Source organism: Streptomyces sp. NPDC127084 (assembly GCF_042724175.1).
GTDB lineage: Bacteria > Actinomycetota > Actinomycetes > Streptomycetales > Streptomycetaceae > Streptomyces.
Genome location: NZ_JBHXFA010000113.1, coordinates 1 through 24,887, shown reverse-complemented (window position 1 = coordinate 24,887; position 24,887 = coordinate 1). Strand labels below are relative to the sequence as shown.

24 protein-coding genes are annotated in these 24,887 nt (G+C 71.2%); 16 read left to right on the top strand and 8 right to left on the bottom strand.

Translation table 11 applies throughout. The features are described 5' to 3' along the window. Positions 1-108: 108 nt before the first annotated feature. The gene (locus ACFWI9_RS23940) at positions 109-408 is read right to left on the bottom strand and encodes a hypothetical protein (RefSeq protein WP_387165013.1); all 300 of its coding nucleotides are present in this window, start codon (positions 406-408) and stop codon (positions 109-111) included. 106 nt (positions 409-514) lie between these two features. Between ACFWI9_RS23940 and ACFWI9_RS23935 the strand changes: the two genes are divergently transcribed. Next, on the top strand, positions 515-889 hold the full coding sequence (locus tag ACFWI9_RS23935) for a DUF2255 family protein (protein WP_387165011.1): 375 nt from the start codon (positions 515-517) through the stop codon (positions 887-889). On the opposite strand, the gene ACFWI9_RS23930 is transcribed toward ACFWI9_RS23935, so the two are convergent. Beyond that, a complete protein-coding gene (locus ACFWI9_RS23930; protein WP_387165010.1) occupies positions 851-3,514 on the bottom strand; it encodes an AAA family ATPase in 2,664 nt (887 codons plus the stop codon). The genes ACFWI9_RS23935 and ACFWI9_RS23930 overlap by 39 nt on opposite strands. Before the next feature lie 44 nt (positions 3,515-3,558). Here ACFWI9_RS23930 and ACFWI9_RS23925 point away from each other — a divergent pair, with 44 nt between their 5' ends. From ACFWI9_RS23925 to ACFWI9_RS23870, 12 genes are all read left to right on the top strand, one after another. Then, entirely contained in the window at positions 3,559-3,750 is a 192-nt protein-coding gene (locus ACFWI9_RS23925; RefSeq protein ID WP_387165008.1) for a hypothetical protein, read from the top strand. A gap of 49 nt (positions 3,751-3,799) precedes the next feature. Continuing rightward, positions 3,800-5,080: an MFS transporter gene (locus ACFWI9_RS23920; protein ID WP_387165007.1), complete on the top strand. Its 1,281-nt coding sequence runs from the start codon at positions 3,800-3,802 to the stop codon at positions 5,078-5,080. A gap of 2 nt (positions 5,081-5,082) precedes the next feature. Next, positions 5,083-6,420: a carotenoid oxygenase family protein gene (locus tag ACFWI9_RS23915; RefSeq protein WP_387165005.1), complete on the top strand. Its 1,338-nt coding sequence runs from the start codon at positions 5,083-5,085 to the stop codon at positions 6,418-6,420. A gap of 115 nt (positions 6,421-6,535) precedes the next feature. Further along, entirely contained in the window at positions 6,536-6,976 is a 441-nt protein-coding gene (locus tag ACFWI9_RS23910) for an SRPBCC family protein (protein WP_387165003.1), read from the top strand. After that, positions 6,977-8,899: a multicopper oxidase family protein gene (locus ACFWI9_RS23905; RefSeq protein WP_387165002.1), complete on the top strand. Its 1,923-nt coding sequence runs from the start codon at positions 6,977-6,979 to the stop codon at positions 8,897-8,899. 325 nt (positions 8,900-9,224) lie between these two features. Then, complete coding sequence (locus ACFWI9_RS23900; RefSeq protein WP_387165000.1) at positions 9,225-10,481, top strand: DUF418 domain-containing protein; 1,257 nt, start codon at positions 9,225-9,227, stop codon at positions 10,479-10,481. A gap of 16 nt (positions 10,482-10,497) precedes the next feature. Continuing rightward, positions 10,498-11,211 (top strand): histidine phosphatase family protein, encoded by a 714-nt coding sequence (locus ACFWI9_RS23895; RefSeq protein ID WP_387164998.1) that lies wholly within the window; start codon positions 10,498-10,500, stop codon positions 11,209-11,211. 210 nt (positions 11,212-11,421) lie between these two features. Next, positions 11,422-13,143, top strand: a complete 1,722-nt coding sequence (locus ACFWI9_RS23890; protein ID WP_387165020.1) for a sensor histidine kinase — start codon at positions 11,422-11,424, stop codon at positions 13,141-13,143. A gap of 82 nt (positions 13,144-13,225) precedes the next feature. Further along, positions 13,226-13,861, top strand: a complete 636-nt coding sequence (locus ACFWI9_RS23885) for a response regulator (RefSeq protein WP_387165019.1) — start codon at positions 13,226-13,228, stop codon at positions 13,859-13,861. A gap of 161 nt (positions 13,862-14,022) precedes the next feature. Further along, positions 14,023-15,468: a DUF2252 domain-containing protein gene (locus ACFWI9_RS23880; RefSeq protein ID WP_387164997.1), complete on the top strand. Its 1,446-nt coding sequence runs from the start codon at positions 14,023-14,025 to the stop codon at positions 15,466-15,468. Between the two features lie 55 nt (positions 15,469-15,523). Then, positions 15,524-16,453 carry a J domain-containing protein gene (locus tag ACFWI9_RS23875; protein ID WP_387164995.1) on the top strand — a complete coding sequence of 310 codons (930 nt, stop codon included), beginning with the start codon at positions 15,524-15,526 and terminating at the stop codon, positions 16,451-16,453. 45 nt (positions 16,454-16,498) lie between these two features. Next, positions 16,499-16,843, top strand: a complete 345-nt coding sequence (locus ACFWI9_RS23870; RefSeq protein ID WP_387164994.1) for a rhodanese-like domain-containing protein — start codon at positions 16,499-16,501, stop codon at positions 16,841-16,843. Between the two features lie 32 nt (positions 16,844-16,875). Here ACFWI9_RS23870 and ACFWI9_RS23865 read toward each other — a convergent pair whose 3' ends face one another. The 6 genes from ACFWI9_RS23865 to paaA all read right to left on the bottom strand — a co-directional run bounded on the left by ACFWI9_RS23865 (position 16,876) and on the right by paaA (position 21,893). Next, a complete protein-coding gene (locus tag ACFWI9_RS23865) occupies positions 16,876-18,009 on the bottom strand; it encodes an acyl-CoA dehydrogenase family protein (protein WP_387164992.1) in 1,134 nt (377 codons plus the stop codon). 341 nt (positions 18,010-18,350) lie between these two features. Continuing rightward, complete coding sequence (locus ACFWI9_RS23860; RefSeq protein ID WP_387164991.1) at positions 18,351-19,403, bottom strand: 2Fe-2S iron-sulfur cluster-binding protein; 1,053 nt, start codon at positions 19,401-19,403, stop codon at positions 18,351-18,353. Then, the gene (paaD, locus tag ACFWI9_RS23855) at positions 19,404-19,898 is read right to left on the bottom strand and encodes a 1,2-phenylacetyl-CoA epoxidase subunit PaaD (protein WP_387164989.1); all 495 of its coding nucleotides are present in this window, start codon (positions 19,896-19,898) and stop codon (positions 19,404-19,406) included. It abuts the gene before it with no gap. Further along, complete coding sequence (gene paaC / locus ACFWI9_RS23850; RefSeq protein ID WP_387164987.1) at positions 19,892-20,593, bottom strand: 1,2-phenylacetyl-CoA epoxidase subunit PaaC; 702 nt, start codon at positions 20,591-20,593, stop codon at positions 19,892-19,894. The genes paaD and paaC overlap by 7 nt, the downstream gene beginning before the upstream one ends. Further along, complete coding sequence (gene paaB / locus ACFWI9_RS23845; protein ID WP_387164985.1) at positions 20,590-20,880, bottom strand: 1,2-phenylacetyl-CoA epoxidase subunit PaaB; 291 nt, start codon at positions 20,878-20,880, stop codon at positions 20,590-20,592. Before paaB ends, paaC begins: the two co-directional genes overlap by 4 nt. After that, a complete protein-coding gene (gene paaA / locus ACFWI9_RS23840) occupies positions 20,877-21,893 on the bottom strand; it encodes a 1,2-phenylacetyl-CoA epoxidase subunit PaaA (protein ID WP_387164983.1) in 1,017 nt (338 codons plus the stop codon). The genes paaB and paaA overlap by 4 nt, the downstream gene beginning before the upstream one ends. Positions 21,894-21,965: 72 nt before the next feature. Here paaA and ACFWI9_RS23835 point away from each other — a divergent pair, with 72 nt between their 5' ends. The 3 genes from ACFWI9_RS23835 (at position 21,966) to ACFWI9_RS23825 (ending at position 24,750) form a co-directional block, all read left to right on the top strand. After that, positions 21,966-22,778, top strand: a complete 813-nt coding sequence (locus ACFWI9_RS23835; RefSeq protein ID WP_387165017.1) for a DUF5819 family protein — start codon at positions 21,966-21,968, stop codon at positions 22,776-22,778. Between the two features lie 125 nt (positions 22,779-22,903). Next, on the top strand, positions 22,904-24,088 hold the full coding sequence (locus ACFWI9_RS23830) for an HTTM domain-containing protein (RefSeq protein ID WP_387165015.1): 1,185 nt from the start codon (positions 22,904-22,906) through the stop codon (positions 24,086-24,088). Next, entirely contained in the window at positions 24,085-24,750 is a 666-nt protein-coding gene (locus ACFWI9_RS23825; RefSeq protein WP_387164981.1) for a TrmH family RNA methyltransferase, read from the top strand. Before ACFWI9_RS23830 ends, ACFWI9_RS23825 begins: the two co-directional genes overlap by 4 nt. Positions 24,751-24,887: the final 137 nt, after the last annotated feature.

The window sequence follows — 24,887 nt, the reverse complement described above, 5'->3', positions numbered from 1 at the left end:
CGATGCGGGCTCTGCCGCAGGGTTGGTCGTCAGATGGTGGTCCGGCTGCTGCGGGACGGCCGGTGGGCGCCTCTCACCGAACGCCGGGCTGGTCCTCAAGCTCCCGGGTCAGTCCCAGAGGGAGATCGCGAGGACCAGGGCGGCGACCGGGATCAGCAGCCACGGTTCGGCCAGGACCAGCACTCCGGTGAAGAGCAGGGCTGAGTACGCCAGTGCCTTTGCCGCGCGCCGGCGGGACTTGTTCTTCTTCGATGCCTTGGCGTGAGGGGCCACCGGCTCAGGGGCCGTCGCGAAGATGCCCGTGTCGGCGGTGGTTTCGGCCGCGGTCGAAGTCGTGGCAGCCCCCGGGGTCGCGGTTGCGGTGGCAGTCACGGTCGCGGTTGCTGAGGTCATGTCGTTGTTCGTCATGGCATCAGCCTCGCGGCGACAGTGTCGCCCTCGCGTCGGCGATGCCCGCCTATCTAGGTGAAGACCACCGACGCGTACGTAGGGTCCGCAGGGCGAAAGTCGGTCCATGGACACTGTCATGGATCGCACGGAGATCGTTTTGCGGGTGACGGATGCGGACGGCCGGTGGTCGGCCAGGACGGTCTGGGTGGTGGTGCTCGACGGGGAGGCGTACGTCCGCTCGGCGTTCGGGCCGCGCAGTGCCTGGTACCGCCGGGTCCTGCGGCACGCCGACGCGGAGGTGGAGGTGGCCGGGCAGCGGCTGCCGGTCAGCCTTCAGCCGGTGCGGGACCCCGAGCTCGTCCAGCGGGTATCCGATGCCTACCGGGCCAAGTACGGGCTGACCTGGCCCGGCCCCGTGGAGTCGATGAACGGGCACGAGGCTGCGGCCACCACCCTGCGGCTAACGGATATCAGGCAGGTCTCGCAGTTGCCTACGTGAGGTGAGCCCCAGCTTGCGGAAGATGTTGCGCAGATGTGCGTCGACCGTGCGGGGGCTGAGGAACAGCTTGGCGGCCACCTCCTTGGAGGTGGCGCCGTCGGCGACCAGGCGGGCGATGTGCACCTCCTGCATCGTCAGCTGGTCCGATGCCTTCGACGTACGGCTGCGGGCCTGCTCGCCCGTGGCCCGCAGCTCGCCGGCGGCTCGCTCGGCGAACGCCTCCATACCGAGGTCGGACAGCGACTCGTGCGCCAGCCTCAGCGCGGACCGGGCGTCACGCCGCCTGCCCTGGCGGCGCAGCCACTCGCCGTACAGCAGATGTGCCCGGGCGCGGTAGACGGCCGGTGCACTGCCATCGAGCAGTCCGATCGCCTCCTGGTAGGCGGACTCGTCCTCGGTCACCAGGGCTCGCGAGTAGGCCTCGACGCCAAGGCCCCATGGGTGCCGGCCGGCCTGGGTGCGCTCTCGGAGGGACTCCAGGGCCGCGGCGGCGATCTCGGTCTCGCCGCACCGCGTCGCCGCCTCGACCAGCTCGGGCAGGGCGAGGCCCGCCAAGCCGACCGCGCCGTAGTCGACCGCCTGCTTCGCCGCTTCCAGCGCGGCCGGGTAGTCGGCCAGGCCGTTGCTGAGCACGGCCGTCGCCCACTGCACGCTCAGGCTCATCCGCTGATCCACCGACGCGAACAGTGCGACCGCCTCCTCGCGCCGTCCGCGCATCGCCGCCAGATGGAGGCGCGGGTAGACCAGCGGCGCCGCGCCGGTGGCGTCGGCGATCGCCTCCTCCTCGGAGATCAGCTCCATCGCGGTACCGAAGTCGCCCCTGTGTACGCTCACGGCTGCCTGCATGGCCAGTCCGATGGGCAGCGCGTGGAAGGAGCCCGACTCGCGGCCGGCCGTGACGGCACGGGTGGCGATTCCGTACATGGCGTCGAAGTCCCACAGTTCGGTGGCCACCATGCAGCCCAGTGACGGCCGTCTCGCCCACACCTCGTCGTCGGCATCGCCGACGACCGGCCTGAGGATCTCCCCCGCGGCCTCATGTCCGTCGCTGACCAGGCTGATCAGGCCGGTCAGCACCGCCGCCGTGCCGGACACCGGCTCATCCGCCGGCGGGGCCTTCCTGGCGGCAACCACCACCTGGTCGAGGCTGCCGAGCAATACGCCCATCTCGATGGCGTCCAGATAGCACTCCCGCGACCAGGCGGGATCGGTGGCCGCCAGCCGGGCGGCGGCACTCAGGAGGTACGCCGTGGGGCCTTCGTCCCCTCGGCGCCGGACGAACGACAGCCTGCCGCGGAGCAGGTCGGCCCTGGCGGCCTGGCTCGGATCGTCCGTACCGACAGTGGAGAGCAGGTCGGCCGCTGTGTCGAAGTCGCCCACCGAGAGCTTGGCCTGGACCGCGGCGAGAACCCGCTCGGCGCGTTGGACCGGGCTGATCGTGAGCGCGGCCGAGCGTTCGAGGAAGGCCGCCGCCGCGGCGACACCGCCGCGTTCCTGAGCGCGGGTGGCGGAGGCTTCGAGCTCGGCGGCGACTTGCTCGTCCGGGCCCGCACTGGCCTGGGCGCGGTGCCAGGCCCGCCGGTCGGGGTCGGTGACCGGGTCGGTCACGGCGGCCAGCGCCTCATGCGCCCTGCGCCGCTCGTCCGGGGCCGCGGCGCGGTAGGCCGCCGAGCGGGCGAGGGGGTGGCGGAATCGGATCCGGGTGCCGAACTCGACCAGCGGAACGGACTCCGCGACGGCGGCCGCGTCGATGTCCAGGAGTTCGGCGGCACGCCACAGCAGGACGGGGTCGCCGATCGGGTCGGCGGCGGCGAGGGTCACCAGCAGCCGGGCGGCCGGCGGCAGGAGCTCCAGCCGGGACTGGAAGCTCTGCTCGATCACGCCGGGTACCGAGTCGGGCTGGGCAAATCCGCCCGCCATCCCGGAGAGTCCGGCGGTCCTGGGCAACTCCACCAGCGCGAGGGGGTTGCCGCGCGCCTCGGCCAGGATCCGGTCGCGCACCCGTTTGTCCAACGGGGCGCGGACCGCCGCGGCCAGCAGCGCGCGGGCATCCGATTCGCCAAGACCCTGAAGCGAATAACTGGGCAGCCCGTCCAACTCGGGCAGGGAACTCGCCTCGCGGGCGGCGAACACGAGGGCGATCGACTCGGCCGAGACCCGGCGGGCCAGGAAGGCCAGCGCTTTGGCCGACGTCTGGTCCAGCCACTGAGCGTCGTCGATGACGCACAGGAGAGGGCGTTCCCGCACGGTCTCCACCAGGAGGCCCAGCGACGCGACACCTACCAGGAACGGATCGGGTGCCCCGGTGTCGAGGCCGAAGGCGATCTCCAGCGCCTTGCGGTGCGGCACGGGCAGCGCCGTCAGCCGGCCGGTGAGGGGCGCGAGCAATTGGTGCAGCGCGGCGAACGGCAGCTCCATCTCGAACTCCGCGCCGGAGACGCGGATGACGAGGAATCCGTTCGCGGCCTCGTCCAGCTTCCGGAGCAGCGCGCTCTTGCCGATGCCCGGCTCACCGCGCAGGACGAGGGCGCCGCCCCGACCCTCCCGGGCCGCTTGGAGCAGGGCGCCGAGTCGGCGCATCTCGTCCTGGCGGCCGATCAGCACATCCGTATATGTCTCGGGCATGGCCGAAAACATATGCGGTCGTGCGCCGCGGGGAAACGGCGGGGATGATCACGGTCGCCGACGGGGTGAGGGCAAGCGGCGGCGGAGCGACCGCTGTTGACCGGGGAGTGGGCGCGGTCTGCCGGGGAGCGACCGCTGTTGGCCGGGAAGCGGGCGTGGTCGGCTACGGGACGAGCACCGCCACCTACGGAACGACCGCACTCGCCTACGGGGGTCCGCCGCCGCGAGCCGTATAGGTGATGACTACCGACGCGAGCGGTGAACGCCCGCTGCGAGTCTCCTCCCATGACCCGCACCGCAACGCAACAGACCACCACCGACTGGATACCACTGGCCGTCCTGGCCACGGCCCAGTTCCTGGTCGTGCTGAGCACCTCGATCGTGAACGTGGCCCTGCCCCAGATCCGGGCCGGACTCGAACTGTCCGACACGGGCCAGGCATGGACGGTCAACGCCTACGTACTGGTCTTCGGGGCCCTGCTGCTGCCCGGCGGGCGCGCGGGCGACGTGTACGGCCTTCGCCGCGTGTTCCTGCTCGGTACCGGCCTGTTCGCCCTCTCCGCCCTGGGGGCGGCGCTGGCACCCACGGCGAGCGTGCTGATCGCCGCCAGGGCGGTGATGGGAATCGGCGCCGCGATGCTCGCGCCCACGGCGCTCGCCCTTGTGCTGACGCTCTACTCCGGCAAGGGGCGGCGTGGCACCGCGCTCGGAGTGTGGGGCGCGGTCTCAGGGGCCGGCGGTGCGGCGGGTGTGCTGCTGAGCGGGCTGCTCACCAGCCTGTTCGGCTGGCGTGCGGTGTTCTTCGTGATGGTGCCTCTCGCCCTGGTCGTCCTGGCGGCCACCTGGCTGCTGGTCGGGGCCGACCGGCCGCGCGGCGGAAGCCTGGACGCACCGGGCGCGGTGACGGTGACGGCAGGGTTGGTGGCGCTCACCTACGGCCTGTCGGGCCCCTGGCCGCTCGCTGTGATCGGTCTGGCGCTGCTCGGTCTGTTCGCGGTGCTCCAGCGCCGTGCCCCCGACCCGCTGCTGCCGGCGCGGATGAGGGTGGTGGCGGTGCCCAACGTGCTGATGGCCCTGCTGGGCGCGGTCTGGCTCGGGCTGTTCTACTTCCTGCCGATCTACCAGCAGCGGACCCTCGGCTACTCCCCGCTGGAGGCCGGGCTGACCCAGCTACCGCTCGCGCTCATGATCACCCTTTCGTCGTGGGTCACCGGCAAGGTCGCCAGCCGCCATGTGCTCCCCGCCGGCCTGCTGGTCCTCGCGACCGGATTGGCCTGGCTGTCCCGGACCCCTGCCGACGGCAGCTTCCCGGTGGACCTGCTCGGCCCGATGCTACTCATCGGCACCGGGCTGGGGGTGGCCTTCGTCCGGCTCACCGCGATGGCCTCATCGGGCGTCCAGCCCGCCGACAACGGCCTGGCCGGCGGGTTGGTCAACGCCACCCGGCAGATCGGCGGAGCCATCGGCCTGTCCTTCCTGACCCTGCTCCCCTCCTTCGGCGCGGCCTTCCTGGCCTGTGCCGTCCTGACCCTCCTCATCTCGGCTCTCTCGACTCGAAAGGCCTGACCATGTCTCTCGACAAGCCCTACATCAGCGGCCACTTCACCCCCGTCACCGACGAGATCACCGGCCACGAGCTGAAGGTGCGCGGAACCCTCCCGCCCGAGCTGAACGGCCGCTACTTCCGCAACGGCCACAACCCGAAGCCGGGCGTCACACCCACCCACTGGTTCCGCGGCGAGGGAATGCTCCACGGAGTCCGCCTCCAGGACGGCCGGGCCGAGTGGTACCGCAACCGCTGGGTACGCACCCCCTTCCTGGACGGAGTGCCGTTCACCGGAACCGAGCTCGAGGTCAGCGCCGCCGCCACCAACATCATCTTCCACGGGGGCCGCTACCTGGCCCTTCAGGAGGCCAACCTGCCCTGGGAGGTCAGCGCCGACCTCGACACGATCGGCGTCTACGACTTCGGCGGGAAGCTCACCAGCTCGATGACCGCCCACCCCAAGGAGGACCCGGAGACCGGCGAGCTGCACTTCTTCAGCTACAGCCCCTTCCCGCCGTACCTGACCTACTACGTGGCCGACGCCTCCGGAGCCATCGTCAGGTCGGAGATCGTGGACGGCTCCGGCCCGTCGCTCATGCACGACTTCGCCATCACCCGCGAACACGTCGTCTTCATCAACTCGCCGGTGGTCTTCGACCACGCCGAGCACTCCGGCATCCCCTACCGCTGGCACGACGACGTCCCGCTGCGTATCGGCGTGATGCCGCGCAACGGAGGCAAGACCACCTGGTTCGAGGCCCCCGACCAGGCCGCACTGCTGCACGTGGCCAACGCCTACACCGACGCACGGGGCCGGATCGTCCTCGAAGCACCCCGCTTCGACCGCTCCGCCTGGGAGAACTCGTGGAAGTGGTGGGTCGGCGCTCCCGGTTACGGCACCAGCCCCGACGCCGGCTCGACCTTCTACCGGTGGATCATCGACCCGGCCACCGGCAAGGTCACCACCGAGTCCCTCAACGACCTGGTCACCGAGTTCCCGTCGATCAACGAGGCCCACACCGGTTCGGACTACCGCTACAGCTACGCCATCGCGTTCCCCGGCGCTGGCCTGTCGGGCTACCACACGGCCAAGCTCGACTCACGCACCGGCGAGCAGCGGCTGTTCGCCCACGGCGAGGGCCGGATGCCCGGCGAGGCCGTCTTCGTGCCCGCCGAAGGCGGGTCCGCCGAGGACGACGGCTATCTGCTCACCATCGTCAGCGACCTCAAGGCCGACGCGTCGGAGCTGCTCGTCCTGGACGCACACGACCTGAGCACCGTGGCCGAGGTCGAACTTCCCCGCAGGGTGCCCGCCGGCATCCACGGCGACTGGATCCCCGACACCGAGCCGTCTGCCTGAGCCGTCTGCCCCCCTGAGCCGGCTTCGCAGCCTGCCCGTCTGATCCCTCCAAGCTGCCCGGTCCGCCGCTGACTCCCCCCAGCGGCGGGCCGGGCCCCGACATCGAGGAAGCGCCATGACCTACCCCGCGACCATCGACGAGAACGCCCCCATCGTCGCCGAGCACACCATCCGGATCGCCGCTCCCCTTGAGCGGGTCTGGCGGCTGCACACCGGCATCAGCTCCTGGCCCGAGTGGCTGCACGCCGTCACCGAGTCCCGGCTCGACGGGCCCATCACCCCCGGCACCACCTTCCACTGGGTGACCGCGGGGCTGTCCATCGACTCCACCATCTACGCGGTCGACGCCCAGCGCCGCATCCTCTGGGGAGGTCCCGCGCACGGCATCACCGGCGTGCACGAGTGGACCTTCACCGAGGACGGCGACGGTGTCGTGGTCCGCACCCGGGAGTCCTGGGCCGGGGCGCCGGTCGAGGCCGACCGGGACAACCTCGCCGCCCTCCTCGACGACTCGCTCGGCACCTGGCTCGACGCCTTGAAGAAGGCGGCGGAGTAAGTGGCCGAGCCCCTCTTCCTCACCGATCTGATACTGGCCCTGGTGCTGGCGGTCACCGGCGGCCTGCTCGGCCGCCGGGCCGGCCGCCGACAGGCGCAGCCCGCACCACAGCAGGGCGGGGCGCGGTGGAGCCCGCCCGTCCTGTACGTCACCGCAGGAGTCGTCGCCGCCCGGCTGGCGGTCGCGGTACTGCTGCTGGTGACCAGCGGGTGGCAACTGGTCGCCCACCGCTTCCTGCTCGGCCTGCCGGTCGTGGCGCTGCCCCTGGTGTGGGTGCTGCTGCGGCGTACCGCCGTCGCCGCGCACACCACGGCGACGGGTGCCTGGCTGTCCTTCTACTTCCTGTACGTCCCGCCCGGTCCACAGGATCTGCCGGTCACGGCCGCGGCATCGGCACTCCTCCTGGCCACGACGATCGGGATCTCCCTCCTGATCGGCGAACGCCGCTCCCGCGGCGGCCGACTGGCCCGGCTGCCCTGGCTCTCCGGGGTCGCCGCCGTGGCCACCGCGGCGGCAATGAGCAGCCTGTTCCTGGTCAGCGGGTCACCGACGACGGACTGGGGCGGCGGCCCGGAGCGCGCCGGGCACTCCGTACACGCCATGGGCCACGGGCACGGCGCCGGGGCCCCGGCCATGCGCTCGGTCGACGAGCTGACCGGACCGCGCGCCGGCACCCCCGACGCCCGCTTCACCCTGACCGCCGCGCACAGCACCGTACGGCTGTCCTCGGGCAAGAAGATCCAGGCGCTCACCTTCAACGGAATGAGCCCGGGCCCCGAACTGCGGGTCGCCAAGGGCCGGCTGGTCGAGGTCACCCTGGTGAACAAGGACGTGGCCGAGGGAGTCACCCTGCACTGGCACGGCGTGGACGTGCCCAACGCGGAGGACGGGGTGCCGGGTGTCACCCAGAACGCGGTCCGCCCCGGCGAGCGGCATGTCTACCGCTTCGTACCCGACCGCACCGGAACGTACTGGTACCACACGCACCGGGACGCCGAACGCTCCGTGGAGCGCGGCCTGTTCGGCGCGCTGATCGTGGAGGACGGGCAGCAGGGTGTGCAGCAGAACGTGTTCACCCATCTGTGGCCGGGCGGCGAGGACCAGATCGGCGCGTTCGGCACATCCGACACCGCCGAGCGGCGAGCCATTCCGGCCGGTCGGCCGGTGGTGCTGCGACTGATCAACAGCTCCGAGGAGCCGCACCGGCTCATGCTCGGCGGCACCCCGTTCCGGGTCACCGCCCACGACGGCAACCCGATCGGCGACCCGGGAGAACTGAAGCCCGGCACGGACCTCTTCCTCGCCGCCGGTGGCCGCTACGACGTGGCCTTCACCATGCCGGACGGGGTGGTGTCGCTACGGCTGGACACCTCCGAGATCCCCAACAACGCGGCCCTCGCCTTCAGCCCCAACGGACGCGCCGAACCCGCCGCGCTGGAACCCGGCACGCTCTTCGACCGCCTCTCGTACGGCAAGCGGACCGGTCCGGAAACCGAAGGCGGCCCGTACGACCGCGACTTCGACCTCGTGCTGGACAACGGCTTCGGCTTCAGCGGAGGTTCGTTCACCTACACGGACACGATCAACGGCCGGCTCTCCCCGGCCGTGCCGACGCTGATGGTCCGCGAGGGCGACCGGGTGCGGATGCGTATCACCGCCCGGGGCATCATCGACCATCCCATGCACCTGCACGGCCATCGGATCCGCGTGATCTCACGCAACGGCGAGGCAGTCACCGGCAGCACCTGGTGGACCGACACCCTCAACGTGGCCCCCGGTGAGAGCTACGAGATCGACTTCAGCGCGGACAATCCCGGTGTGTGGATGGACCACTGCCACAACTTCGAACACGCCGAGAGCGGCATGATCATGCACCTGGCGTACGACGATGTCACCACGCCGTACCACGGTCCGGCGCACTGAGGCACGCGGCGCTCAGCCGCACCACAGGCTCGGCGCCGTCCAGCCGGCGTACCGCGGGACGGCCCGGACCGTCGCGCGGGACGGGGCCGGCAGCAGGTCTCGTCGCGCAGGGCCACGGCCGGCGGTGGCCCAGTCGCGGGCTGGGGGCGTCCGGCCGCCCTGCCGCGGGCCCTGGTGGCGCCTCCCTACCGCTTCCGATGGCCGCTGACAGCGCCCGGCGGCGGGTTCCGGCCGGACGGCGGGGCCCCCACAGCCAGATGGCGGGGGATAGTCCGGACAGTCGCCGGATGGCTGTGCGCGGTGCCGGGCGAGGACCGTGAGGCCTATGGCACGGCGGGAGACGGAGGCCGTACTGCACCCGGACTCGCACCCGGAAGGGTCCCGGGCAGGGGCGGCGCGTGCCACCTCCGGCGGGGTGTCCGCCACGGGGCGGCTGATCGGTCTCGACGTGGCCCGCGGACTCGCGGTCCTCGGCATGTTCACCGCACATCTGAGCCCCGATCCGGCGATGGGCGGTGTGCAGGGCTGGGTTTTCGAGCTGGCGCGCGGCCGGCCCGCCACTTTGTTCGCGGTGCTGGCCGGATTCACCCTGGTCATCCTCACCGGCCGACCGGAGCCCAGGACCGGGCGGGCCGGGCGGCAGGCGGTGGTGCGGGTGCTGATCCGATCCGCGGTGCTGATCGTGCTGGGGTACGCCCTGACCGCCCTGGACACCCCGATCGATGTGATCCTCGCCGCCTACGGGATGCTCTTCGTCCTCGCCCTGCCTCTGTACCGGCTCTCGGCGCGCGCTCTGGCCGCCGTCGCCGCGGCGACCGCGCTGGTCATGCCGCCGGTCTGGTATCTGCTGGCGGCCGCGGTCGACGGCGGAAGCTGGTCGGACACCGTGATCGCCCTCGACCCGCTGGCCAGGGCCACCGGCTCCGACGGGTTCGTCGAGTTGTTCGTCACCGGTGAGTACCCCGTTCTGACCTGGCTTCCCTTCATCCTCACGGGTATGGCGGTGGCGAAGCTCGACCCGACCCGGCGGGTACTCACCAGGATCGCCGGCACCGGGTGCGCGCTGATCGTGCTCGGGTACGGCGGCTCCTGGCTGGCTCTTCACCTGGTGCCGGGCGCGCTGCCCGCCGTCGCGGCCGCTACGGACGGCGGGCCGGCCGGGGCCGCCTGGTGGTCCGACACCGTCGGCGATCCCGAGACCCTCACCCCGTACTGGCTGCTGGTGGGTGCTCCGCACAGCCAGACGACCTGGTCCATCCTGGGCAGCACCGGCTTCGCCCTCGTGGTGCTGGCGCTCTGTTTCATCGCCGCGGGCCGCTCCGCCTTCTTCCGGTGGCTGTCCGCCCCCGTCGCGGCGGTCGGTTCCATCGCCCTGACCGCGTATACCGCCCATATCGTCGCCCTCTGGGCACTGGGCATCGACGACCTCGACGCACTGTCGTACTCCGCCTGCCTGCTGCTCCTGCTCAGCTTCAGCGTGGTGACGATGCTGTTCGCCATGCTCTGGACACGGCGCTTCCGGCGTGGGCCGCTGGAGTACATGGTGTACGCCGCGACCACTCCGGCCCGGCTGATCACATGACCGAGGAGGCAGTTCTGTGACGATACGTCTGACGCTGTGCGCCACCGCCGGACGGGCCACCAGGGACACCGTCCTCGGCGACGGGCCACTGAGCGGCACCTTGAGCGGCACCCTGAGCGCCACCGCCCTGACCGGAGCGGGGCTGCCGCCCTACGCGGTGGTCGTACGCGCCCCGTCGGCGCGCTGCGCGCAGGTCGCCGCCGCGCTCGGTCTCGGGTCGGACGCGATGGTCGAACCGGCCCTGCGCGACATCGACTACGGCACGTGGCACGGCCGTACCGTCGGCGATATCGCCACGACCGATCCCTACCGGCTCAGCGCATGGCTCAAGGACCCGGACGCCATGCCGCCCGGGGGCGAGTCCGTGCGGCAGTTGTGCCGGCGGACGCGTCCCTGGCTGAGCGGGCTGCGAGCCCTCCAAGGGCCGAGTGGGTTGCCAGGGGCGCGAGGGCTGCCGTACGAGCGTCGACGCGGCGAGGATCCGGATGGCCTCGGGGCCCACTTTCTGGTCATCGCCGAACCGGCTGTGGTCCGCGCCCTGCTCGTCAACGCCATGTGTGTACCGCTGACCGCCTTCTGGCATCTGGACGCGCCGGCCCTCTCGGCGGTGTCCCTCACCTCCCGTCCGTCCGCGCATGGTGACGACGCCTGGGATGTCGAGTCCAGGGGTGCCCCTGTGGTGCGGAGCCGCAGGCCCGCCGACGCTTCGGACAGCCGGGTCGAGATCTGATCAGGGCGGTGCGCGGCCTTGGCCTGGCACCGGTCGAGGCCGAGGTCGAGGCCGAAGCCAGGGCTGCGTGGCCGCGAGGCTGCGACCAAGGTTGGACGGGGCAGCGACGAAAGTGAGCCGCGAGGCGCGGAAACCGGCGGTTAGGGTTTCGGCGTGGACGCGTCATCGAACTCCTGGGCGGCCCGGATACCTTCCGGGGTGCGATCCCCGATAACTGCGGGCTGGCGCTGGTTCGCCCAGCCAGGTCAGTGGTCCCGGCGCAGGATCGCGGGTGAGGCCGTGCTCGCGCTCGCCCTGGGGCTGCTCGTGGTGAGCCTCGGCGATCTGGTGGGGCAGCCCGCCCTGGAGATCTACGGCGGAGGATGCGCGGCGGTCGCCCTGTCGCTGCTGCGGCGCCGGCTGCCGGTGAGCGCGCTGGCGGTGACGTCCGGGCTGGCCCCCGTCTTCGACGGTTTCGTGCCCCTGATGTTGATCGTCGGCTGGTCGGCGGGACGGCGGATCCCGGGGGCCGGTCGGGCGCTCGCCGCGTTCACCGGCGCCTATCTGCTCTCTCTGGGCGGGACACTGCTCGACGCCGGCTGGCCGAAGAGCTATCTGGTGACCACGGTGCTGCTCACCACCCTGTTCTTCCTCGCGACGACAGTCGTACCGGGCCTGGCCAGCCGTTACTGGTCCCAGCGCAGGACCCTGCTGCAGACCCTCCAGGACCGCAACCTCCAGCTGCTGCGCGAGCGCGAGATGGTGGCGTGGCAGGCGCGTCTGAGGGAGCGGCAGCGGATCGCCCAGGACATGCACGACAGCCTCGGGCACCAGCTGGCGCTCATCGCCGTGCACACCGGGGCGCTCGAGGTCGATCGTGAGCTCACCGAACGGCAGCGGGAGGCCGTCGGGGTGCTGCGCGAGGCGTCCGTGACGGCCATGCACGAGCTGCGTGAGGTCGTGGGCATCCTCCGGGACGGGGTGGAGGCGTCCGCGCCCGTGGCGGACGAGTCGGGGCGGGCGGCGCGCGGGACGGCCGGTATCGCGGAGCTGGTCGAGTCGGCCAGGGCGGCGGGTCCGAACTCCGCGGCGGGTACCGGATTCGCGGTGGAGCTGCGCCGGCTGGGCGAGGCCAGACCGCTCGCGGCGGCGGCGGACCACGCCGCGTACCGGATCGTCCAGGAGGCGCTGACCAACGCCTTCAAGCACGCGCCGGGTGCGCCGATCGCCGTGGAGCTGCGCTATGAACCCGACTCGTTCGTGGTGGAGATCGTCAACGGTCCTGCCGCGGATACCGCGCAGGCCGTGGGAGCGGTTGTCAGCGGCGGTCAGGGGCTGACCGGGCTGCATGAACGGGCCCGGCTGGTGGGCGGAATGGTGCACGCGGGGCCGCTCGATGACGGCGGCTTCCGGGTGGCGGGGGTGCTGCCGTACGGCGTGGTGGAGGCAGCTCCGATCGTCGGTGCGGCGGACGACTTTCGGGGGCAGCAGCCGCCGGTCCCGCTCGGAAACGGTGTCCCGGTCATGGACTGGACCGTTTCGGAGAGGGAGTTGGCGATGGGTGGCAGGATCGGGGGCGGCCGGAGCCGGACGAGCGGGGTGGCGCTGGGGTGCGGGATCGCCGCGGCCGCCTTCGCGCTGCTGGTGGTGGCGGGCTTCTTCGGGGTCTTCTTCCTGATGGGGTCGCTGGAGAAGGGGATGATCTCCCCCGAGGAGTACGAGGCGGTCGCGGTGGGGATGCCGGAGAAGGACGTACGCGGCCAACTGCCGGACGGCGACACGTTCGCGACGGTGGGACTTCAGGGCACCGGGCCGAAGCGCCCCGCCGGTTCCTCATGCTTTGTCCTGATGTCATCCGAGCCCGGGGAGAGCATGGAGACGGAACCGGTTTTCCGGTTCTGCTTCAAGGACGGCAAGCTGGTCGAGAAGCGGGCGTACGAGGCCAAGCGTTAGCGCTGGCTGAATCAGTGCCGACGTGAGTGGTAGGGGAGACGCTGTGACCCGGTCCCGGAGCCAAGGGGCGCCGATCAGAGTGGTGATCGTCGATGACGAGCCGCTTATCCGCGCCGGGATCCGGCTGATCCTCACCTCCGATCCGGACATCGAGGTGGTGGGCGAGGGGGCGAACGGTCGCGAGGCCGTGGAACTGACCCGGACGCACGACGCGGATGTGGTGCTGCTCGACATCCAGATGCCGGTGATGGACGGCCTGACCGCGCTCTCCGAGCTGCGCAGGGTCGCGTCGCAGGCCAGGGTCATCGTGCTGACGACCTTCGGTGAGCCTGAGAACGTGATGCGGGCGCTGGAGCAGGGGGGTGCCGGGTTCCTGCTCAAGGACACCGCTCCCGCGGAGCTGATCCGGGCCGTGCGCGCGGCTGTCGCGGGGGACGCCTATCTCTCCCCCGCTGCGACGCGTCACGTGGTGGACCAGCTCGCTTCCGGACGGGCTGCGGCGCGGGCTGGGCAGGCCAGGGCGCGGCTGGCGGGGCTGAGCGCCCGCGAGCGGGAGGTGCTCGCGTTGCTCGGAGAAGGGCTCTCCAACGCGGACGCGGGGCGCAGGCTGCATATGAGCGAGGCGACCGTGAAGACGTACGTGAGCCGGATCCTGGCGAAGCTGGAGTGCGAGAACCGGGTGCAGGCGGCTCTCCTGGCGCGGGACGCCGGACTGTGAGGCCTCGCGGCGGGGCGAGGGCTGTGCAGCCGCCGGTTACCGAGGTTGTCCACAGGTAGTTGTCCACAGGGGGAGACGGCCGTCTGACGTGCGAGTACCTTCTAGGTCATCGACGCGAGTCGGTGTGGCTGACGCAGAGCGACGGGGGAGGCGGTCCCGCCATGGGTGAGGTCGAAGCGGTGGTGCCGGTCCAGTGGTCGGCTTCCACTCCCGGGGGAGCACGGATTCCTGAGGTGCCCGGATTCGCGCGGCCCGGGGGCAGCGGGCGGGAGACCGCGAAGGAAGCGGGCAAGGCGCTGCGGGCCAAGGTGCCGCGCTCGTCGCACGACACTCTGACCGTCACCGCCGGGCGTCCCGACGCGGTGCGGGCCGTCGAGGAGTCCAGCCGCGGCCGGGTGCCCGACCTGGCCCCGATCCGGGTGGGGCGGATGGCCGCGACGCCCTTCGCGTTTCTGCGCGGCGCGGCGGGACTGATGGCCCACGATCTGGCGGCGACCCCGGTCACCGGTGTCGCGGCCCAGATCTGCGGTGACGCCCACGCGGCCAACTTCGGGCTGTACGGCGACGCGCGTGGACGCCTGGTCATGGATCTGAACGACTTCGACGAGACGGTCACAGGCCCCTGGGAGTGGGATCTCAAGCGGCTTGCCACCTCCATCGTGCTCGCCGGGCGTGAGACCGGTGCCGACGAGGACACCTGCCGCAAGGCCGCGTTCGACGCGGCCGGGGCGTACCGGCGGACCATGCGCCTGCTCGCCAGACTGCCCGTGCTGGACGCGTGGAACGCGATCGCGGACGAGGAGCTGGTCTCGCACACGGACGCCCGTGATCTGGTGGGCACCCTGGAGCGGGTCTCAGAGCGGGCCAGGAGCAACACCAGCGCGCGGTTCGCGGCGAAGGCGACGGCGACCGGGCCGGACGGCGCGTGTCATTTCGTCGACGCGCCGCCGGTGCTGCGCCGCGTCCCGGACGAGGAGGCGAGCGCCGTCGCGGCATCGCTCGGGGAGTATCTGCGAACGCTCTCGGAGGACCGGCTGCCGCTGCTCGCCCGATACGCGATACACGATGTGGCCTTCCGGGTGGTGGGCACCGGCAGCGTGGGGACGCGGTCCTATGTGGTGCTGCTGATCGACCACCGGGGCGAGCCGCTGGTACTCCAGGTCAAGGAGGCGCGTGCCTCGGCGCTCCTGCCGTATCTGGAGGCCGCGGGCTTCGAGCCGCCCGAGCAGGTCCATGAAGGACAGCGGGTGGTGCAGGGCCAGAAGCGTATGCAGGTGGTCAGCGACATCCTGCTGGGCTGGACGACGGTGGACGGCCGGCCCTTCCAGGTGAGGCAGTTCCGGAACCGCAAGGGCAGCGTGGATCCGGCGGCCCTCGCGCCCGACCAGGTGGACGACTACGCCCGGATGACGGGCGCGCTGCTGGCCCGGGCCCATGCCCACAGCGCCGATCCGCGGCTGCTCGCCGGGTACTGCGGCAAGAACGAGGAGCTGGACGAGGCCGTGGCCGCGTTCTCCGTGCGGTACGCCGACCGTACGGAGGCCGACCACGCCGATCTGGTGGCCGCCGTGCGAGGCGGGCGTATAGCCGCGGAGCTGGGCGTGTGACCGGTCGCACGCCGGGTCGGGCCTGACGGGCGAGGGTCTGCCATACGCTGGGCGGGTGACTGAGGACCCGCCCGGGGTGCCGACGACCCTGGCCGACGACGAGCAAGGCGACCATCGCGTGGACGAGCAGAGCAGCGTGGATGAGCACGGCGCCGATGGCGCGCGGACCGCGTCCGGTGATCCGTCTGCCGAAGGCGCCGCGGCCGGCGAGCGGCCCGAGGCCCGGCTGGCGCGCGCGGTGCGTGCGGCGGAGCAGGCGCTGATCGAGTTCGAGATCGCGGTGGAGACCTTCCGGGTCGAGGTGGAGAACTTCTCCCGGCTGCATCACCAGAAGCTCGGGCCGATGTACACGCGGCTCGATGAGCTGGACGCGCAGATCGCGGAGGCCCACGCGGCCCGTACCGGTGATCCGGAGGATCTGCGCCGGGCGCGGGAGGCACGGGCCATGGTGCTGCCGATGCCCGGGGTGGAGGAGCTCTTCCACGGCTGGATCGACTCGGACGGCCTCTCGCCGGAGGCCGCCGCGATGCTCACCGACCACCAGTCGGTGCAGCCGCCGAAGCGGGTGCGACCCAGTGACGAGGCACGCAAGCTGTACCGGGAGCTTGCCCGCAAGGCGCACCCGGATCTGGCACAGGACGAGAAGGAGCGGGCCCGCAGGGAGGCGTTCATCACCCGGGTGAACGCGGCCTATGGCCGCGGGGACGAGGCCGAGCTGGGTGAGCTGCTGCGTGAGTGGGAGTCCGGACCGGCGCCGGAGGCTTCTCCGCTCACCGAGAGTGAGGCTCTCTACGCCCGCCTGGAATGGCTGTCGCAGCGCAAGGAACTGCTGACGGTGATCGCCAGGGAGCTGGAGGACAGTGCGATCGGCGCGATGCTGAGGATGGCTCCGGACGACCCGGACCGGCTGCTCGACGAGATCGCCGAGCAGCTCCTGTCGCAGGTCGCACAGCGGGAAGCCGAGCTGAACGGCCTGGTGCAGTAGGTTTCCAGGGACGTCCCCGAAAAGCACGAGAGAAGGCTCGCACCCATGAACTTCGCCCCGCTGCCCTCGATCGAGGCCGCTTCCGTGCCGGCCGATGGTCTGGTGCTCGATGTCCGCGAAGGCGACGAGTGGGCGGCCGGCCATGTCGACGGGGCTCTGCATATCCCGATGAGCGACTTCGTGGCCCGCTTCGGCGAGGTCACCGAGGCTGTCGCCGATGGCCGCCGTGCCCATGTGATGTGCCGGGTGGGGGGCCGGTCCGCCCAGGTCACCCAGTACCTGGTCCAGCAGGGCATCGATGCGGTGAACATCGACGGCGGAATGCTCGCCTGGGAGTCCGCCGGCCGTCCCATGGTCACCGAGGACGGCCGTCCGGCGTTCGTGCTGTAGCGCTGGCCGCTCCCCCGGCTCCCGGGCGCTGCTCAGCCGAGCGGGTGGGCGGCAAGCAGGTCGCCCAGGGCTTCCTCATGGGCCGCGGCCGGGCCGAGGGAGAGTTCGAGCTGCTTGGCCCAGGCGTGGTAGCGGTGGAGCGGGTAGTCGGTGTCGGCGCCGAAGCCGCCGTGGAGGTGCTGCGCGGTCTGGACGACGCGGCGTACGCCCTCGGATGCCCAGATCTTCGCCACCGCTATATCACCGGATGCGGGCAGCGGCCCGCTCGCGTCGGTGCTGATCCGCCAGGCCGCCTGCCACAGGGTCGCCTCCATCGCCCGTAGGTCGATGTACCGGTCGGCCGCCTGTACGGCCACGGCCTGGAAGGTCGCCACGGGGAACCCGAACTGCTCACGCTTGCCCGTGTACTCACTGGTCATCGACAGCACCCGCTCACCGAGGCCCAGGGCCAGAGCACAGGTCCCGGTCGCGAGCAGCCCGCGCAGCCATTCCCAGGCGCCGTCCGCCGCGATCAGCGCCTCAGCGCCGATCCGCACCCGGTCGAGATCGACCTCGGCGTAGAGCTCCCCGCTGGTGGAGAACTGCTCGGCGAGTGACAGTCCCTCCTGCCCCCGGGGCACCAGCGCGAGGACCGCTCGCCCGCCGTCGGTGTGCGCCGGGATCGCTATCAGGTCTGCGCACTGCGCCCAGGGCACTCCGGTCTGCACTCCGTCGAGAATCCAGGAGCCACCGTCCTCATGGGCCCGGACCCCCAGCTCGGCGGGATCGTGACCGGTACGCCCGTTGGCCCCCACCGTCAGCACCAGCTCCCCGCGGCCGACCCGCGGCAGCAGCCCGGCGCTCAGCGCAGGGTCCCCGAAGCGCTCCACGGCCATGGCCACCGCACAGGTCTCCAGCAGCGGCACCCGTGCCAGCACCTTCGCCGACTCACGCAGCACAAGGCAGAGCGCGAGGGGGTCGAGGCCCGCTCCGCCGTACTGGGGAGCGAGCACCAGTCCCAGCAGATCAGCCCCCGCCAGTCTGGCCCACAGCGCCCGGTCGAACTCCTCCGCCACCGCGCCCGGGGTGAGAGCCGGACTCGGCACCGAGTCAGGGACCACCCCCGAGAAGACGGCCCTGGCTGCCTCGACAGCCGCTTGCTGCTCCTCGCTGAAGGTGAAGTCCACTGTCCTGTCCCTCCGCGTACCGGCCCGCTGACAACCGTCCGATCACCAAATCTGACGGACCGTCAAGATAGAGCAGCCCGACGCGGAAGGGAATGGCATGGGCGGAGCGGGACCTCGTGCTGTGACCGGATAGGTTCACCGGCTCGCGACGCCCGGCACGGCATCTCGCTGCGTTGCCGAATCACCCGAGTACATCCAGTACGAGGGCGGATACTCCGCCGTGCGATGCGGCCCCTCGGCCCCGAGGGGCCGGAGGAGACCCCACGCACGCACCGGACGCCGCGAGCTTCCCGGCAAACCTGTCCGGCCGCAGCGCCAGCCGCCGACCCTCGGCCGCCGACTCAGCGGTCGAAGTCCAACTCCACCTCTGGGGTCACGGCATGGGACTGGCAGGCGAGCACATAGCCCGCTTCGGTCTCGTCCTGCTCCAGCGCGAAGTTCCGGTCCATTCGGACCTCACCGGACACCAGGAACGCCCTGCAGGTCCCGCAGACGCCGCCTTTGCAGGCGTACGGAGCGTCGGAACGGGCCCGCAGCACCGTCTCCAGCAGCGACTCCCCTTCCTGCACCGGCCACTTGCCCGAGCGGCCGTCCAGCGTGGCGCTCAGCGTGGCGCCCGCGGGCACCATGGCCGGAGCCGGGACCGGGGCCTCGTCCACATGGAATATCTCCTCGTGGATACGGGTGCGCTCCACACCGAGACCGCGCAGCGCCCGCTCCGCGCCCTGGACCAGCCCCAACGGGCCGCACAGGAACCAGCCGTCCACCTCCGCCACCGGAAGCAGCGACGGCAGCAGCCCGGTAAGCCGCTCCTGATCGAGCCGCCCGGACGGCAGCCCCGCCTGCTGCTCTTCCCTGGACAGCACGGTGACCAGTTGAAGCCGTTCGGGATAGCGGTCCTTGAGGTCGGCCACCTCCTCCAGGAACATCGTCGAAGCCGCCGTCCGGTCACTGCGGATCAGACAGAACCGCGCCTCCGGCTCCCGCTCCAGCAGCGTCGCCGCCATCGACAGCACGGGAGTGATCCCGCTGCCGCCGACAACGGCCGCGAAGTGCCCGGGGCGGGGCGGCAGCACGAACCGGCCCATCGGCTGCATGACCTCGACCGTGTCCCCCACGGCGAGCTCCTTGAGGGCATACGTGGAGAACTCCCCGCCGTCGACCTGGCGGATGCCCACCCGCAGCACCGGTGCCGCGCCCTCGGGGGCGGCCGGGGCGCAGATCGAGTAGGTACGCCGGATCTCCTCGCCGTCCACCCCCGTGCGGCGGACGGCGATGTGCTGGCCGGGTGTGTGCCGGAAGGCGTCGTGGAGCTCGGTGGGGACCGCGAGGGTGACGGCCACCGAGTCGTCCGTGAGCCGCTCGACCTCGGTGACCCGGAGCGGATGGAACATCTACAACTCCTTGAAGTGGTCGAAGGGTTCGCGACAGGCCGTGCAGCGGCGCAGTGCCTTGCAGGCTGTGGAGGAGAAGCGGCTGAGCAACTCCGTGTCCATGGAGCCGCAGTGCGGGCAGCGCACCGTGAGCGTGACCGGCACCGGACCCGCCGCCGCACCGTGGCGTGGCGGCGCTATCCCGAACTCCGCCAGCTTGCGACGGCCTTCCGCGCTGATGTCGTCGGTCGACCAGGCGGGGGAGAGCACCTTGACCACCGTCACCTCCGCGATGCCATGCTCATGGAGCCGCTGCTCGATGTCCGAGGACATCGCCTCGATGGCGGGGCAGCCGGTGTAGGTGGGAGTCAGCTCCACCTCGACCCTGCCCGGCCCCAGGACCCGCACCCCCCGGAGCACGCCCAGCTCCTCCAGGGTGAGCACCGGCAGCTCGGGGTCGGGCACCGACCCCGCGAGCCCGCGCAGCTCGGCTTCCAGCACGGTGTCGGTCACCATGACGCCCCCGGGTGGCTGCGGTGCAGATGCTGCATCTCCGCCAGCATCCGCCCGAACGACTCGGTGTGCAGACCCTGCCGGCCGGCGCCCGCCGACCAGGCTCCGGTGTCCGCTGTTTCCGGCACGGTCAGCGTGGCCCGCCCGAGCACAGCCGAGATCGAATCGAGCCAGCGCGCCCGCAGTGCGTCCCAGTCCACTTCCAGGCCCTCGACCGGCTGGAACATCTCCCCGGTGAACCTCCACAGCGCATCGCATGCCCGCTGCATCCGCTCATGGCTCTCCTCGGTGCCGTCGCCCAGGCGCAGGGTCCACTGCTCGGCATGGTCCTGGTGGTACGCCACCTCCTTGACGGCCTTGGCCGCCAGCCCCGCGAACTCGCTCTCGCCGGTGGCCAGCTCGGCGAAGAGCAGCCGCTGGAAGGTGGAGAAGTAGAGCTGGCGGGCGATGGTGTGCGCGAAGTCGCCGTTCGGCTGCTCGACCAGCTGGAGATTACGGAAAGCCCGCTCCTCCCGCAGATACGCGAGCTCGTCCTCGTCGCCGACGAGTGACAGCAGTGTCCGGGCCTGGCCGAGCAGGTCGAGCGCGATGTTGGCCAGCGCCACCTCCTCCTCCAGGACCGGGGCATGACCGGCCCACTCCCCGAGTCGCTGGGAGAGCACAAGGGCGTCGTCGCCGAGCGCGAGTGCGGCCGTCACAGGTGCTTCACCCCTTCGGGGATCTCGTAGAAGGTGGGGTGCCGGTAGGGCTTGTCGGCGGCGGGCTCGAAGAAGGAGTCCTTCTCGTCCGGCGAGGAAGCGGTGATCGCCGCGGACGGCACCACCCAGATGGACACGCCCTCATTGCGCCGGGTGTAGAGATCGCGGGCATTGCGCAGCGCCATCTCCGCGTCCGGGGCGTGGAGGCTGCCGGCGTGGGTGTGCGAGAGCCCGCGGCGCGAGCGCACGAACACCTCCCACAGCGGCCAGTCGGTCGAGCTGCTCATGCCGTCGCCTCCTTCTGCTCTTCGTCGTGCTTCCCGCCCGACCGGGACCCGGGGCCCTCCGTGGTGCGGGCCGGCTTCGCGGCATACGCCGCGGCTGCCGCGCGGACCCAGGCGCCTTCCTCATGGGCACGGCGGCGCTGGGAGATCCGCTGTTCGTTGCAGGGCCCGTCGCCCTTCAGGACCTGCCAGAACTCGTCCCAGTCGATAGGGCCGAAGTCGTGCTGCCCGCGCTCCTCGTTCCACCGGAGCTGCGGGTCGGGGAGGCTCAGGCCCAGAGCCTCGGCCTGGGGGACGCAGATGTCCACGAAGCGCTGGCGGAGCTCGTCGTTGGAGTGCCGCTTGATCTTCCACTCCATGGACTTCGCCGAGTGCGCCGACTCGGCGTCCGGGGGGCCGAACATCATCAGCGACGGCCACCACCAGCGGTTCACCGCGTCCTGCGCCATCTCGTGCTGCGCGGTAGTGCCCTGTGAGAGGGCCAGCAGCAGCTCGTACCCCTGGCGCTGGTGGAACGACTCCTCCTTGCAGACACGGACCATCGCGCGTGCGTAGGGGCCGTAGGAGCAGCGGCAGAGCGGCACCTGGTTGGTGATCGCCGCACCATCCACCAGCCAGCCGATGGCACCGACATCGGCCCAGGTCAGCGTGGGGTAGTTGAAGATCGAAGAGTACTTCTGGCGGCCGGAGTGGAGCTTGTCGAGCAGCTCGTCACGGCTTGCCCCGAGGGTCTCCGTCGCGCTGTACAGATACAGGCCGTGGCCTGCCTCGTCCTGCACCTTGGCCATCAGGATCGCCTTGCGCCGCAGCGAGGGCGCACGGGTGATCCAGTTCGCCTCGGGCTGCATGCCGATGATCTCCGAGTGCGCGTGCTGCGCCATCTGGCGGATCAGCGAGGCGCGGTAGTCATCAGGCATCCAGTCGCGCGGCTCGATGCGCTCGTCGGCCGCCACGGCAGCGTCGAACCGCGCCTGCTGGGTCATCGCCGCGGTCATGTCCTCGGTCACTGCCGTCATCGGACCCCCTACCGACCGATCGTTCGGTTGAATCACTTCAATGGTGAGTCCGAGGCCCGTAAGGTGTCAACCCTGTGGATAACCGCGGTGAGCCGGTGGACCGAAGAGACTCGTGGGAATCGGGGCGGGATGGACTCGTACGGCAGCGAGGGCGCGAGGAGTGAGAACGCGCCTTCGGGTGAGGGCGGTGCCCCGGGCGGCATAGCGGGCCTCTCCGTCCCCTACCAGGTGGTGGCGGCGATCGCGCTCGCCCTTGTCGGCACCCTCGCCTGCGTCCACCTGGGCATGGTGTTCCTTCATGTCGCCCCGTCGAACACCCTCACGAAGCAGCATGGTGAAACGGTCGACGACTGGGTCTACCCCGAGTTCGAGCAGAACTGGAAGCTCTTCGCCCCCAATCCGCTGCAGCACAACATCGCGGTCCAGGTCCGCGCCGAGGTCGTGGACGGCCAGGGCGATCGCAGGACCACGGAGTGGATCGACCTCTCCGCCGAGGACGGCGCGGCGATCCGGGGCAATCTCCTCCCCAGCCATGCGGACCATAACGAGCTCCGCCGCGGCTGGGAATTCCTCGTCAACTCCCACACCGAGGACAACCGGCCGAACGGCCTGCGCGGCCGGCTCTCCGAGCAGTATGTCCGTCGCATCGTGATGCTCCGACTGGAGCGCCGCGACCTCGGCGGCCGCGTGGAGCGCATCCAGGTCCGGTCCGCCACCAGCTCGGTCAAGGCCCCCGCGTGGAGCAAGGAGAAGACCGACACACGGGTGTACTACCGGCGGCTTCCCTGGTGGAAGGTCACCGAAGCGGATCTCCCCCTCGGCGCACGCAACACCGCCGACGACGCGGTCAGGGCCCGGACGGATGACACGGAGGCGGCCAAGTGACCCAGGCCCATGAAGCCGGTGGCGGCGGTGGAGCCGGTGGACTCCACGAGGGGCACCAGGCCCACGAGGGGCACAAGGCCCACGAGGCCCACGAGGGGCGGGGGCGCAAGGCGCCCGACCAGCGGCTGGCCGCCGCCATCCAGCGTGTGACGGCGACAGCGCTCGGTCCGTACCAGACGGCGGTCGTCAGGATCGGCTTCTCGTTCACCTGGCTGGTGTTCCTGCTCTGGGAGTTCCCGCAGCGCCATGAGCTGTACGGACCCGAGGGTCCGTGGAGCTGGGACATGGCCCGGCAGCTGATCGGGACCAACCACTCGTTCACGGTGCTGATGTGGTCCGACAGCGGGCTCCTGTTCGAGGCGGTCTACGCGATCGCCGTGCTCTCCAGCGTTCTGCTGCTGCTCGGCTGGCGTACCCGCGCCATGTCGGCGGTCTTCATGGTCGGTGTCCTGTCGCTCCAGAACCGCTCCATCTTCATGGGGGACGGCGGCGACAACGTCATCCACCTCATGGCGATCTACCTTGTCTTCACCCGCTGCGGCCAGGTGTGGTCCCTCGACGCCGGACGCGCCCGGAAGGCCGCCGCAGAGGGCGGCACCGGGCGGGCGGGCGCGGCCGCGGGCCCGGTGCTGTGGGCGCTGCTCGGCGCGGTACTGCTCGTGGGCTCGCTGCTCGAGTGGGTCGGCGGTGAGTGGTGGCTGATCCTGATCCTCTGGATTCTCTGGCTCTCCCAGGGAGCGTGGTGGCTCGTCGACCGGAGGGCGCCGGGTGGTGAGCTGCGCACCTTGTTGGACGTACTCGCCAACCTCCTCCACAACGCCGCGCTTGCCGTGATCATGGCCGAGGTCTGTCTGATCTACGCCACCGCGGGCTGGTACAAGATCCAGGGCTCCCGCTGGCAGGACGGCAGTGCCCTGTACTACCCGCTCAAGCTGGACTACTTCACTCCCTGGCCCGCGCTCTCGGACATCCTGGCCGGCAGCGGGCTGATGGTCATGGTGGTCACCTACGCCACGGTCGTCGTCCAGGTCGCCTTCCCCTTCACCCTCTTCAATCGCAAGGTCAAGAACGCCCTGCTGGCGGTGATGATGCTGGAGCACGCGGGGATCGCCGTGCTGCTCGGGCTGCCGTTCTTCTCGCTCGCGATGATCGCGGCTGACGCGGTGTTCCTGCCGACGGCGTTGCTGGTCTGGCTCGGCGGCCGGGCGGCGCTGGGCCGGGACCGGCTGCCGCGCCGCGGCGGCCGGGGGCGGGTGCCCGGGCAGCGTGGTGCGCCGGATGAGCAAGTCGCACGTACCCTCGTCGGGTGAGCAGCGAGATCCAGGAACCGGTTCAGTACGACGAGGGGTACGGCCCCGAGGTCGGTGTCGGCCCGCATCCGCGCCCCTGGCCGGAGGGTGCGCCCTACGACCGGGAGCTGCTGGCCCACGGTGACCGCCGCAATGTCGTCGACCAGTACCGGTACTGGACGCGGGAGGCGATCGTCGCCGACCTCGACACCCGCCGCCATGACTTCCATGTGGCCGTGGAGAACTGGGGCCATGACTTCAACATCGGCTCTGTGGTGCGGACCGCCAACGCCTTCCTGGCGAAGGAGATCCATATCGTCGGCCGGCGCCGCTGGAACCGGCGGGGCGCCATGGTCACCGACCGCTACCAGCATGTACGCCACCACGGCGACACGGAGTCGCTGACCGCCTGGGCGGCTGCGGAGGGCCTGCCGATCATCGGGATCGACAATCTGCCGGGCGCGGTGCCGCTGGAGCGCACCACGCTGCCCCGGCGCTGTGTGCTGCTCTTCGGCCAGGAGGGCCCCGGGCTGACCGAGGAGGCCCGCAAGCACGCCGCGATGGTCTGCTCGATCGCCCAGTTCGGCTCGACCCGCTCGATCAACGCGGGAGCGGCGGCGGCGATCGCGATGCACGCCTGGATCCAGCGTTACGCGACGATCGCCGAGAGCCCCGGCGCCTGATCCCGATCAAAGGCGGTCCGCCCGTGTCCCCGCGCGCGGACGCGGGCACGGGACACGGGCGGACCGCGGCCGGGATGGCCCGATGTCAGGCCTGGCGGCGCCCCGCCACCACCCGGGAGCGGGTGGAGACGAACGCG

What these genes read in the sequence shown, in the direction of transcription:
- ACFWI9_RS23940 (WP_387165013.1), bottom strand. Translation starts at nt 408, where the DNA reads ATGACGAACAACGACATGACCTCAGCAACCGCGACCGTGACTGCCACC.
- ACFWI9_RS23935 (WP_387165011.1), top strand. Translation starts at nt 515, where the DNA reads ATGGACACTGTCATGGATCGCACGGAGATCGTTTTGCGGGTGACGGAT.
- ACFWI9_RS23930 (WP_387165010.1), bottom strand. Translation starts at nt 3,514, where the DNA reads ATGCCCGAGACATATACGGATGTGCTGATCGGCCGCCAGGACGAGATG.
- ACFWI9_RS23925 (WP_387165008.1), top strand. Translation starts at nt 3,559, where the DNA reads ATGATCACGGTCGCCGACGGGGTGAGGGCAAGCGGCGGCGGAGCGACC.
- ACFWI9_RS23920 (WP_387165007.1), top strand. Translation starts at nt 3,800, where the DNA reads ATGACCCGCACCGCAACGCAACAGACCACCACCGACTGGATACCACTG.
- ACFWI9_RS23915 (WP_387165005.1), top strand. Translation starts at nt 5,083, where the DNA reads ATGTCTCTCGACAAGCCCTACATCAGCGGCCACTTCACCCCCGTCACC.
- ACFWI9_RS23910 (WP_387165003.1), top strand. Translation starts at nt 6,536, where the DNA reads ATGACCTACCCCGCGACCATCGACGAGAACGCCCCCATCGTCGCCGAG.
- ACFWI9_RS23900 (WP_387165000.1), top strand. Translation starts at nt 9,225, where the DNA reads ATGGCACGGCGGGAGACGGAGGCCGTACTGCACCCGGACTCGCACCCG.
- ACFWI9_RS23880 (WP_387164997.1), top strand. Translation starts at nt 14,023, where the DNA reads ATGGGTGAGGTCGAAGCGGTGGTGCCGGTCCAGTGGTCGGCTTCCACT.
- ACFWI9_RS23870 (WP_387164994.1), top strand. Translation starts at nt 16,499, where the DNA reads ATGAACTTCGCCCCGCTGCCCTCGATCGAGGCCGCTTCCGTGCCGGCC.
- ACFWI9_RS23860 (WP_387164991.1), bottom strand. Translation starts at nt 19,403, where the DNA reads ATGTTCCATCCGCTCCGGGTCACCGAGGTCGAGCGGCTCACGGACGAC.
- paaD (WP_387164989.1), bottom strand. Translation starts at nt 19,898, where the DNA reads ATGGTGACCGACACCGTGCTGGAAGCCGAGCTGCGCGGGCTCGCGGGG.
- paaB (WP_387164985.1), bottom strand. Translation starts at nt 20,880, where the DNA reads ATGAGCAGCTCGACCGACTGGCCGCTGTGGGAGGTGTTCGTGCGCTCG.
- paaA (WP_387164983.1), bottom strand. Translation starts at nt 21,893, where the DNA reads ATGACGGCAGTGACCGAGGACATGACCGCGGCGATGACCCAGCAGGCG.